Below are 12002 nucleotides of genomic sequence, written 5' to 3'. Positions count from 1 at the left end.
TATCAGGGTCAGTAGGTGCTTAAAAAACAAACTCTAACGAAACCTGGTATCGCTATTAGGGTCAGTAGGGTCTTGAACAAACTCTAGCGAAACAGGGTATCGTCATTTGGGTCAATAGTTGCTTAAACAAACTCTAGCGAAACAGGATATCGCTATTTGGGTCAATAGAAGCTTCTAAAAACTCTAACGAAACCTGGTATCGCTATTGACTCGAAAAGTGGGAAGAAAGCAAGGATTTCGTCTAGATAACGATACGTAGTTTCGTTAAATGTGAAATGGTCTTGTTTTTGTGGAAATAGCGTGTTCCAGTTTCGTTAGTTCTGCTAATTTCGTTAATATTGTTAGTTTCATAGAGTAATAGAGTTGGAAGGGGAGATGGATAAGTGCGTATTTTGCATACGGGGGATTGGCACTTGGGACGTACGCTTGAGGGCAGAAGCCGTTTGCCGGAGCAGGAGCAGTTCCTGGACGAGCTGGTGGCGATCTCGGAGGCGGAGCAGGTCGATGTCATACTGATGGCGGGGGATGTCTATGATAGTGTTAACCCGCCGGCAGCGGCGGAATCCCTGTTCTATGATGCGGCTGCCCGGCTTGCTGAGAATGGAAGGCAGCTCGTTGTGATCGCCGGCAACCATGACCAACCGGAGCGGGTCGCCTCTGTCTCGCCTTTAGTATCTCGGCGCGGCATCCATTTGGTAGGTTTGCCGGCCGTCGAAGCGGTCAAAATACAGGTGCCGCGCACGGGGGAGATCGCTGCAATCGCGGCCCTGCCATATCCCTCAGAGTCGCGTCTGTCCGAGCTGTTGGCCGGTGAGAGCGATGAGGCAGAGCTGCGCCTCGCATATAGCGCGAAGGTTGGCAAATTAATGAGGCAGCTTGCCGGGGCTTATCGTCCGGATACCGTCAATTTGGCGATGAGCCATATTTATGTTCTGGGTGGTCTGGAGAGTGATTCCGAGAGACCGATTCAGGTCGGAGGCGCTTATACGGTGGACCCTTCTGCCCTTGATGTTGGAGCGCAGTATACGGCGCTTGGACATCTGCATCGACCACAGGCGGTCAAAGCGGGCAGTTTGATGCGCTACAGTGGCTCGCCGCTGGCATACAGCTTCTCGGAAGCGGGGCAAGCCAAATCGGTAATGCTGCTGGATATTGCTCCGGGCGAGGAGCCGATAATACAAGAATTGTATTTGACGAGCGGGCGACCTCTCGTGCGATGGGCCTGCCGCGGCGGACTGGACGAAGTACGGCGCTGGCTGGAAGAAGGCAGGGATGCCAATGCGTTCATCGATCTTGAGATCAACTTGACGGAAGCGATGTCGCTGGGTGATATCCAGGCGCTTCGCAAAGCGCGTGAAGGGATCATACATATCCGTCCGGTATATCCGGGTCGCGACACGGAAGAGCAGACCTTCTCGCGCGCGGGGATGCCGGTGGATGAGCTGTTCCGCCGCTTCTACCAGCGGCAGAGCGGCGGGGCTGAGCCGGAGGCGGAGCTGGTCGATCTGTTCCTGTCGCTCATCGCCGAGGATGAGCAACAGGATAGCGAGGAGGTGGAGCAAGCATGAAGCCGATTGCCCTAAAATTGGCGGGGCTGCAGAGCTACCGCGAGATGCAGGAGATTGATTTTACCGAACTGTGCGATACGGGCTTGTTCGGGATTTTTGGCCCGACCGGGAGTGGCAAATCAACCCTTCTGGTTGCCATTACATTGGCGATGTACGGCAAGGTTGGACGAGCTTCGGGCGGGACGCAAGGAATTATGAATCAGGCTGAGGACAGCCTGTTTGTCCCGTTCACTTTCGAGCTGGCATCCGAACAAGGAGTAGAGCGGTACCGGGTAGGGCGGCGCTTCAAACGGCAAAACGAGCTGTCGATCAGCAATACGCTTAGCCGCTTTGTGGAGATCAGTGATGTTGGAGACCGGGTAATCGCCGATAAATTGGCGGATGTTACCCGGGTTGTAGAAGAGAAAATCGGTTTAAAAATGGATGATTTTACACGCGCGGTTGTACTCCCCCAAGGGAAATTCGCCGAGTTTCTGTCTTTGAAAGGGGCTGACCGCCGCCAGATGCTGCAGCGTCTGTTCCATCTGGAGCAGTATGGAGACCTGCTTGTACAGAAGCTCAGCCGCAAGGTCAAGGAGACCGACCAGACCTTAAAGGAGCTGGAGGCGGAGCAGCAGGGCCTGGGCAATGCCTCGGAAGAGGCGCTGAAGCAGGCGGAGGCCGCCTTGAAGGAAGCGGCAGAGCTCGCCAAGCTGCGGCGGGAGGAGCCTGCAGCTGCGCAGCGCCAGGCGGATGAGCTCGCAAAGCTACGCGAGCTTAGCGAGGAGCGCGGTCTGCGGGCGGCGAAGCTGGCTGAGCTGCGCGCACAGGAGGCGGACATCGCGAAGCTGGAAGCCGATCTGGCCCGGGGTGCGGCGGCGGAGTCGCGCAGGCCGACGCTGGCCGCCCTGAAGGAAGCGCAGCAGGCCACGGCCGTGCGCGAACAGAGCGCTGCCAGCGCCAAGCAAGCGGCAGCCGTGGCAGCCGCGGCAGCCGGCCAAGCAGCGGAAGCGGCGGAGGCGGCAAGGCTGGCGCTTGCCGCCAAGGAGCCGGGGCTGCTGCTGCGGCGGGGCGAGCTGGAGCAGGCCAAGCGCCTGCAAGCGGAGTGCGATGTGCTGCTTGCCGAGCTGAAGCAGCTGCAGGCATCACGCGAAGCAGCGGCTCGTAAGCGGGAACAGTTGGCGACGGAGCAGGCGAAGGAGGAGCAGCTTCTGGCCAAAGGGCAGCAGCGCCAGCGCGAGTTAGAGCAACAGCGCGCGGGCTACGAAGTGGCGCCTGATGAGCGGGAGCGCATACAGGCTGCATATCACAGTGCGCAGGAAATCGCCGGATTGCAGCAGCAGCAAGCTGCCGCAGCTCAGGAAGAAGCAGCGTACCGCGTTAGAGCAGAGCAAGCCGCCCTTCGCCTGCAGGAACTGGTGCAGGCAAAGCAGTTGATTGAGATCGGGTGTCACGATCTGGCGAAAGAGGCTTCAGAGCAGATCGATCATTTACAGCAGCTTAGCGTGGAAGCAGCCTCTTGTCGGCAGCTTTTGACTCAATTTGAGGCGGAGCTGAAGGCATCGCTGAAAGAACGTGAGCTGCATATTTGGTCCCTGCGTTTGGCGGAGCAGCTGCAAGAAGGAGCACCGTGCCCTGTATGCGGCTCGGAGCATCATCCCGGTATGGTTCTAACAGAGGAAGCGTTCGCAGATGAAGCAGCGGAATTGACGCAGATTGGCGAGCTGCTGGGACGAGTACAGGAACTGCAATATGAGCTGTCACGTGATTTGGACACGGGGAATAGCCTGATTGAACAGCTCGGAGTAGACAGCAGTGGAGCGAAGAACCAGGCTGCGGAAGAGCTGGAAATAATCGAAGCGACAGGTACGGCTCGTCAGGAGACCGCTGCCTCTATGCCATCCGCACGGAGTGAAGAGGGAGAGCCCGGGAAAAAGCTGGAGCAATCCGATGCTTTGGCATCACTTAACGTGCTTCAGCAGTCGATCGTTGAAATAGGGGCAAAGCAAGGGCAATTGCGCAGCCTTCTACAGCAGCTGCAGCGAGATGTCCGGAAGGCAAAGGCTGACCTGACAGCACTGCTGCCGCAGCATAGTTCCGCGCAATCGGAGTCGGCTGCCGCTATCGGATTGCTGGAGCAATCCAGTTCAAGGAGCGCAGCGCTCCTTGAGGAATTAACTACAACGCTGGAGGCATGGCAGCAAGCTTATCCACAATTGTCGCTCGATTCCGTAGGACAACTGCAGGAGCAAATCCAGGCGAAAGACCGCCAGCTCGCAGATGTCAGAGAGAGGCTTGCTGTTAGCGTTCCTTATATTGAAGAGAGAACAGCTCGCATTGCCGGTTTAGTGCAGGAGAGCGTGGAGCTTGACAAACAGCTGCTGCAGGCAGAGACGCAGGAGCAAGGGAAAAAGGCTTTGCTGCAAGAGAAGCAGGAGCGGCTGAATACCTGGATTGGCTCAGAGCAAGTAGACCAACTGCTGCTTGAAGTGGAGACTTCCCTGGAGTCCCTGCGCCAAACCGCTGAGCATACACGCAAGCTGCAATTGGAGACTTCTGCGCATAGCAATGAAGCAGGGACGCTTGCTGCTTCAGCGAATCAGGCCGCGGTATCTGCCCGGGAGCAGGAGCAATATTGGGCGGCACGCGGCTCGGAGCAATTGGCTGCATCGCCATTTGCCACAGAGCAGGAAGCGGCGGAAGCGTTAATGAGCGCGGAACAGTCGGAAGCGAGCGCGCAGCGGATTAAGTTACACAGAGATGAGCAGCTTGAACACGAGATCCGCCTGAAGGAACTGGACGTCAGGATGAATGGACGGATGGTTGATCAGGCAGAATGGGAGACCTGTCAGCTTGCGTTGTCCCTGGCCAAGCAGCAGGATGAGGCGGCTTTGCAAGGTCAGGCGCGTTCGGAGCGCGATCTGGAGGATTTGGCTTCGCGGCATGTGCGCTGGAAGGAGCTTGAGGGGAGACGAGTGGAGCTTGAGCATCAGGCTGGATTAATGGCCAAACTGCAAACAACGCTTCGCGGCAACACCTTCGTTGAATATGTGGCTGAAGAACAGTTGATGAATGTTAGCCATGCAGCCTCCCAGCGTCTCCGCTCGCTAACGAAGCAGCGTTATTCTCTGGAGACAGATTCGGGCGGAGGTTTTGTCATTTGCGACGATGCAAATGGTGGGGTGAAGCGGCCGGTAGGGACGCTGTCCGGTGGTGAGACCTTCCTGACCTCGTTGGCGTTAGCGTTGGCGTTGTCTGCACAAATTCAGCTTCGCGGCAAATATCCGCTGCAATTCTTTTTCCTGGATGAAGGATTTGGCACACTCGACCCTGAATTACTGGATACGGTAATCACTTCGCTGGAGCATCTCCATCATGATCACCTATCGGTCGGAATCATTACACATGTGGCCGAGCTGCGGGCGCGATTGGTGCGCAAGCTTGTGGTTATACAGGCGGAGAGCGGCGGTGAAGGTTCTAAGGTTGTCGTGGAGAGAATGTAGTCACAGAATATGACGGAGCAAGTGAAGGAGAAGGGCAGCTTGGAAGGGGTCGGTGTATGAAAATTAAAGTATTAATCGCGGATGATAATTCATTTATTAGAGAGGGCATGCGCATAATCCTCAATTCTTTCGAGGAATTCGAAGTATTAGCCACGGTAGAGGACGGCCGCGAGGCGTTGCAATTCTGCCAGGCCAACGAAGTGGATGTGGCGCTGCTTGATGTGCGTATGCCGAATATGAATGGCGTCGAGGCGACGCGTCTGCTTACGGAGACGACAAAGACGAAGCCGCTTATTCTGACTACCTTTGACGACGATGAGTATATTACGGATGCTATTCGTTTTGGCGCTAAGGGCTATTTATTGAAAAACAACGATCCCGAGCGGATTCGTGATGCGATTAAGAGCATCCATCATGGTCACAACGTTTTGCAAAATGTCATTCTTGACAAACTGAAGCTGAATCTTGGCGATCATACGCCCGTCGTGGTTGAACCGCCGATTGATGTCAGTCTTTTCACCGAGCGTGAACTAGAGGTCATGTCCAGCATCGCCAGAGGATTGTCCAATAAAGAGATTTCCAAAGAGCTGTTCATTTCGGAAGGAACGGTCGCCAATTATATTACTTCGCTATTGAATAAAACCGGGCTTGAGCACCGCACCCAAATCGCTATCTATTATTTAACGGGAAGGATACGTTAGAGAGATGGAGCTATGGAATATGGGTAATAAGCTGGTTGTCTTATTATTCGTTGTTTCTGGGGCGTATTTTATGAATGATCAGCCTTCGAGATGGCTGGTATTCTATTTTCTGGTCTATATTGCGATCGATCTATCAGCTCAGATTATTCGCAACCGTTATGCTACACAGGCTGTGATCGGGATTGGAATGGCTTATACACTAGTTTGCGCGTTTTATATTAATCCTTATTTTTTGCTGCTATACCCATTTAGTGTCTTTGAATTGGCGTCGTATGATGATCAGCGGCAGAAATGGTATTATCTTTTGCTGTTCGTACCGCTATGGCTTATCAGCGGCTCTCTGCTTATGCTGTATGGTCTTTTAGCTGTACTGAGTATGATGAACTACCTGCTGATCAGTGAAGCGCGTAACAAGGCCAGGAAGCAGGAGGAACAGCTCGATCAGATGCGGCATTCGCAAGACCAGCTTCGAAGAAAGCTGCATGAGAATGAAGAGTTCATTCGCGTATCGGAGTATACCTATAAGCTGGAGGAGCGCAACCGTTTGTCCCAAGAAATCCATGACGGAGTGGGCCACTCGATGACAGGGGCGCTTATTCAAATGGAGGCGGCCAAACGTATTTTGCAGACTGACCCTGAGTCCGCTGAGACTTTGCTGCAGAATGCTATCGGCATCTCCAAAGAGGCGATCGAACAGATCCGACATACGCTGAAAAACATGAAACCAGCGCTACAGCAACTGGGAATCCAGCGGCTGAAGACGTTAGTGGAGGCGTTCGGCAGTCATTCCGGCCTGGCAACTTCGGTTGTACATGGGGGCCATCTTGAGCTGATTACATCTCTTCACTGGAAGATCATTCAGGAGAATGTGACAGAAGCATTGACGAATACAGCCAAATATGCCGGTGCAACAACGGTTCATGTTGAAGTTCGCGTATTGGGAAAGATGACCAAAGTTGTTGTGAACGACAATGGGCGCGGTAAAGAGAAAATTGTGAAGGGCCTCGGATTGATTGGCATGGAAGAACGGACGGCCTCGGTAGGCGGTACAATCATTGCTGATGGAACCAAGGGCTTCAGCGTCACAACGCTTATTCCGCTTACGGGGGAGAACTAGGGCGAATTTTCTCATATAGCGGTTTTCGCCAGCAGCGAAGGGATAGGCACAAACCAACGCGAACCAATAGTAAAGTGGCAGAGTGCTAGTGCTACCTCTCCAACTCTAACGAAACTGGATATCGTTATATGGACCGAAAAGGGCGGATCGAAATTGTAACGAAACAGGGTATCGTTATTTAGGCGAATTTCCGGCAAAAAGAGTGAATTTCTCTCGAATAACGATATGGTGTTTCGTTAGATTTATTTCGTCGCTTTTTATGGGGAAATAGCGATCTGTAGTTTCGTTAGAGTGTGTGCATGAAAATATTCACCCCATCCCCGGGAGGCTCACTGAAAATATGAATCCAAAGAGTGAGACTTTCATTTTGCATACCGGGGAGAACTAGGGCTAATTTTCTCATATAGCGGTTTTCGCCAGTAGTGAAGGGATAGGCACTAACCAACGGGAACCAATGGCAAAGTGGCAGAGTGCTAGTGCTACCTCTCCAACTTTAACGAAACTGGATATCGTTATATGGATCGCAAAGGGCGGATCGAAATTGTAACGAAACAGGGTATCGTTATTTAGGCGAATTTCCGGCAAAAAGAGTGATTTTCTCTCGAATAACGATATGGTGTTTCGTTAGATTTATTTCGTCGCTTTTTATGGGGAAATAGCGATCTGTAGTTTCGTTAGAGTGTGTGCATGAAAATATTCACCCCATCCCCGGGAGGCTCACTGAAAATATGAATCCAAAGAGTGAGACTTTCATTTTGCATACCGTGGAGAACTAGGGTGAATTTTCTCGCATAGCGGTTCCGCCAGCAGTGAAGTGATAGGCACAAACCAACGCGAACCAATAGTAAAGTGGCAGAGTGCTAGTGCTACCTCTCCAACTCTAACGAAACTGGATATCGTTATATGGACCGAAAAGGGCAGATCAAAATTGTAACGAAACAGGGTATCGTTATTTAGGCGAATTTCCGGCAAAAAGGGTGAATTTCTCTCGAATAACGATATGGTGTTTCGTTAGATTTAGTTTGTGGCTCTTTATGGGGAAATAACGATCTGTAGTTTCGTTAGAGTGTGTGCATGAAAATATTCACCCCATCCCCGGTTACCTGAAAACATAAGTTCAAAAGTCTGACTTTCAGCACCAAAGTGTACATATCCAAATGAAGCTGGGGATTGAGGAGTGGAGCAACACGTTTACTTAGAAAACGACCTCGAAAGCATCCGCCCGCAATAGGTAGGATGAGCACCGAAGATGTTCCCGCGGGAAACATTACTATGAAGCATTGGCTTGTATGGAGTACGTGGGCTATCTGACCGCCTGTTCCCGCAGAAACCGCGACTTGTAAGTTCGCCTACGACCGGCTGAATTCAAGATTCGATGCCGAGTACTGCTTGATTCCCTTCGCTTCGTGCTTGGATATAGAATGATTCGTTGTCAGCGTAGCTGATGAGATTCTATATCGTAAGAAAACTGCCTTCGGATCGCTTTTGTTCCTTTATGAGGGGGATAGATCGGTTTTTTTATCCAAAGCGTACTTTTTGGACAATCTCTAAAAACATGAAATTTCTAATATGCAAAGGATGAACTTATGCACTGACATAAGGGCATCCTTTTTTTCTACAATAGGATCATTAAGCGGATGAGAAATGATGAATCGAAATGGAGAGTGTCTGGGATGAATGTACTGGAAATTCGCGAATTGACCAAGAAATTCGGTGAGTTCATAGCTGTTGATAATATGTCGCTGGCGGTTCGGGAAGGCGAGATATTCGGATTCCTCGGAGCAAACGGGGCGGGCAAGAGTACAACGATTAATCTGGTGGCTTCCCTGCTGCGTCCGAGCAGCGGAGAGATCCGGATTTTGGAGCGGGACATTATGAAGCATGGCCGCTACGCCAAGATGAATCTGGGCATCGTGCCCCAGGATCTAGCGATTTACAAGGATATGACCGCCTATGAGAATGTCAGCTTCTTTGCCGGCTTATACGGATTGCGTGGAGCAGAGCTCAAGGAGCGGACGCTTGAAGCCCTTAAGTTCGTCGGGCTGGAAGACAAGATTAAAAGCTATCCGAAGAACTTCTCCGGCGGGATGAAACGGCGTCTCAATATCGCCTGTGCAATCGCACATCGCCCCAAGCTGATCATTATGGATGAGCCGACGGTCGGAATCGACCCGCACTCCCGAAATTATATTTTAAATTCGGTACGCAAGCTGAATGAGATGGGCTGTACAATCATTTACACCAGCCATTATATGGAGGAAGTCGAAGAGATCTGCACCCGGGTTGCTATTATCGATCACGGTAAGGTCATTGCAGAGGGAACAAAGGAGCAGCTGGTAGCGACCATAACGGATGTTAAAGAGATTCGGATCGAGCTCAAGAAATGCAGCGCCAACCTCACTGATACGCTGCGCAGAATTCCAGGGGTAAGAAGTGTCGAATTGATGGAACAGACAGTACGGGTCTTCTGCGATCTGGAAGTGGATAATCTCGGTCTGATTCTGAAGGAATTGATCGATCATGATGCGGATATCCGCTCGGTGGAGGAGCAGGAACCCAATCTGGAGACGGTGTTTCTGACGCTGACCGGACGGACACTCCGGGACTAAGAAGCATGAAGGCGAGCTAACGAACGGGGGAAGGGAAATCAATGAACATTTTACGCATTGCGTATAAAGAATTTTTGCAGGATATGCGCGACCGCTGGACGCTTATATTTATGCTGGCATTTCCAATTGTGCTGATGATGGTTTTGGGATTTGCGCTCAGCAATGCTTTTGAGGGCGGCTCAGCATCGATCGATAAAATCCACGTCCTAGTTAAGGACATGGGAGAGAATGAGGCTCTAACACGCAGCTTCGCAGCCTTCTCCGCAGAGACAGCCAAATCAGGGATTCTGTTCGAGGACCTGAAGGCGGGCATGAATGGTCAGGAGGAGGTAAGGGAGGGCCGTTATGCCGACTATGTGGAACTGACAAAGGACGGCATTGAACTATACAGCAACAGCTTCATTACATTGGAGCATCAAATTTTGCAGGGCACGCTGACTGCGTTCACAGAGAAATACAAGGTGGTCAGTACGATTGCCAAGCTGGAGCCTGACAAAATAGGTGTCGTCAGTTCCAGTTCCGCAGCGCAGGATTACATCCAGGAGACTTCGCTGGTTCCTGACCGCAAGCCTGGCGCACTGGATTATTATGCTATGGCCATGACCGCGATGGTTGCCCTGTGGGGGGCGATGTCAGCCGGTCAGCTGATTGCTGCGGAGGTCAGAGAAGGAACCGCATTTCGGCTCGTGGCAGCCCCGATTAATAAAGGAGAAATTTTCATCGGCAAAGTCCTTGGCAATCTCGTTGTGAATATGCTTTGCGTTCTGATTATTATCTTCTTTAGCAAATTGGCCTTCGGGGCCTATTGGGGCGATCATTTGCCTGCTGTCATCCTCCTGTTGTTATCTGAGGTTATAATGGCTGTCAGCCTAGGGCTGGCTGTTAGCTATACCTTTAAGGATACAGCCAGTCGCGCCATACTTCTGTTGGTAACACAGCTTGGAGCTGTCTTCGGAGGGGCCTATTTTCCGTTCGATGAAGCAGGGATTGAGATGACCAAGATTATGTCATTCATTATTCGATTATCCCCGGTTCGCTGGACGAATAATGCGCTGACAGGCATCGTCTATAGGAATGAGATTTGGGAGATGTGGCCGGTGTTTGCGCTTAATATCGGACTCGCGGCTGTAATGCTGGCGATTGCGGCGCTCATGATGCGGCGTAGGGAGGGACTATAATTATGCTAAAAGATATTAGCTGGCTCGTTATTACGTTGCTGCGTACGACTTTCCGCAAACGCAGCAATCTGATTCTGTATCTCGGTTTGCCCTTGGCTGGCATTCTGTTCTCTCTGTTAATCTATTCGGGGAACGGGCAGGGAGGCCTGCATGTCGGTGTAGTTAATGAGGATGGGGCAGAGATAGCTGCGAATACCATCTCTTTTCTACAGGGTCTCGATCAAGTTGAAGTCAAAAATGTGACGGAGGCCGAAATGCAAAAGCAGCTTGCTGCTGGCAAGCTCGATAGCGGTCTGATTCTGCAGAAGGGTTATTCAGATAGTGTATTGGCCGGAGAACCTGCACATATCACAATTCAATCGTTGAAGGGTGCTCAGGTGACGGCTTACATGAAAGCGATGCTGTATATTTATATTGATAATTTTGCAGCGGTCGGGCAAATTTCTGGCGGTGATCCAAGCCGATACCAACAACTCTATGAAGACTATCAGAGCCAGGGCTTCCATTTAACTGCAAATACGTTGAACGATAAATCAGCAACCGTTGCGATGTCCTCGCAATCGATTGGATTCTTGATCATGTTCATGATGATGTCGGCTATTAATCTATCTGAGCTGATTTTGAAAGGACGAGAGGATCGTACCTATTTCCGGATAATGTCTTCGCCGATCACTCCCAGAACCTATGTCATTTCCAATATCATCGTCAATTTTATAGTCATGCTGATCCAGATTGGATTCACCGTGATGTGCATCAGGTATGTGTTCAAGTTCGAAACGGGTATACCGCTGTATCAACTGGTAGGGCTGCTTGCCTTATTCGCTCTTATCTCAGTGGGCATCTCGTTGTCCATCGTTGCCTTCTCCAAGAGCAGCGGAATGTCCGGGGCTCTGCAGAATCTGATTGTAACACCGAGCTGCCTGCTTGCCGGATGCTTCTTCCCGATTGATATTATGCCGGCATTCTTACGGCGTATCGCTGATTTTCTCCCTCAGCACTGGGTATTGCAAACGATCAGCCAGCTGCAAGAAGGCGGCAGCTTCACGAGCATAGGGTTCAATCTGCTAGTACTGGGCGGATTCATCGTTGTCTTTTTCCTGCTCGCTTCGTATAAGTTCAAACGGATGAATGACATTAGGAACTTCGTATAATTTTTGATTACAAAATAAAACGTGACGTATATCACAGATACAGCTTCAAGTGGCTGTTATACTACAGTTAGCCGACATCTTATAGATGCACCCCGGCGGACGTATTGGTGGCAGAAATGCTCATTTTTGATTCCAATACGTCCGTAGATTCGTTTCCTTATTTGAGAGGAAACAGGGTGCTTCTTTTTTTTGCCTT

The 12002-nt window shown here is 51.2% G+C and carries 7 protein-coding genes; all 7 read left to right on the top strand.

The features are described 5' to 3' along the window. Nucleotides 1-383 precede the first annotated feature (383 nt). The 7 genes from DMN77_RS04530 to DMN77_RS04500 all read left to right on the top strand — a co-directional run bounded on the left by DMN77_RS04530 (nucleotide 384) and on the right by DMN77_RS04500 (nucleotide 11806). Complete coding sequence (locus tag DMN77_RS04530; protein ID WP_068782103.1) at nucleotides 384-1568, top strand: exonuclease SbcCD subunit D; 1185 nt, start codon at nucleotides 384-386, stop codon at nucleotides 1566-1568. Then, the gene (locus DMN77_RS04525; protein WP_179013730.1) at nucleotides 1565-5050 is read left to right on the top strand and encodes an AAA family ATPase; all 3486 of its coding nucleotides are present in this window, start codon (nucleotides 1565-1567) and stop codon (nucleotides 5048-5050) included. Before DMN77_RS04530 ends, DMN77_RS04525 begins: the two co-directional genes overlap by 4 nt. 56 nt (nucleotides 5051-5106) lie before the next feature. After that, entirely contained in the window at nucleotides 5107-5751 is a 645-nt protein-coding gene (locus DMN77_RS04520) for a response regulator transcription factor (RefSeq protein WP_179013729.1), read from the top strand. A gap of 19 nt (nucleotides 5752-5770) precedes the next feature. Next, nucleotides 5771-6868, top strand: a complete 1098-nt coding sequence (locus tag DMN77_RS04515; protein ID WP_179013727.1) for a sensor histidine kinase — start codon at nucleotides 5771-5773, stop codon at nucleotides 6866-6868. A 1673-nt stretch (nucleotides 6869-8541) separates the two neighbouring features. Continuing rightward, nucleotides 8542-9477 (top strand): ABC transporter ATP-binding protein, encoded by a 936-nt coding sequence (locus DMN77_RS04510; RefSeq protein WP_068782098.1) that lies wholly within the window; start codon nucleotides 8542-8544, stop codon nucleotides 9475-9477. Between the two features lie 41 nt (nucleotides 9478-9518). Next, complete coding sequence (locus tag DMN77_RS04505) at nucleotides 9519-10655, top strand: ABC transporter permease (RefSeq protein WP_068782097.1); 1137 nt, start codon at nucleotides 9519-9521, stop codon at nucleotides 10653-10655. 2 nt (nucleotides 10656-10657) lie between these two features. Beyond that, nucleotides 10658-11806, top strand: a complete 1149-nt coding sequence (locus tag DMN77_RS04500) for an ABC transporter permease (RefSeq protein WP_068782096.1) — start codon at nucleotides 10658-10660, stop codon at nucleotides 11804-11806. The last annotated feature ends 196 nt before the right edge of the window (nucleotides 11807-12002 follow it).

This window comes from Paenibacillus sp. 79R4 (assembly GCF_013393165.1).
GTDB lineage: Bacteria > Bacillota > Bacilli > Paenibacillales > Paenibacillaceae > Fontibacillus.
This window is presented reverse-complemented; position numbering and strand designations above follow the sequence as displayed.

Coding starts and splice junctions, on each gene's coding strand:
- DMN77_RS04525 (WP_179013730.1), top strand. CDS start 1,565: ATGAAGCCGATTGCCCTAAAATTGGCGGGGCTGCAGAGCTACCGCGAG.
- DMN77_RS04520 (WP_179013729.1), top strand. CDS start 5,107: ATGAAAATTAAAGTATTAATCGCGGATGATAATTCATTTATTAGAGAG.
- DMN77_RS04515 (WP_179013727.1), top strand. CDS start 5,771: ATGGGTAATAAGCTGGTTGTCTTATTATTCGTTGTTTCTGGGGCGTAT.
- DMN77_RS04510 (WP_068782098.1), top strand. CDS start 8,542: ATGAATGTACTGGAAATTCGCGAATTGACCAAGAAATTCGGTGAGTTC.
- DMN77_RS04505 (WP_068782097.1), top strand. CDS start 9,519: ATGAACATTTTACGCATTGCGTATAAAGAATTTTTGCAGGATATGCGC.
- DMN77_RS04500 (WP_068782096.1), top strand. CDS start 10,658: ATGCTAAAAGATATTAGCTGGCTCGTTATTACGTTGCTGCGTACGACT.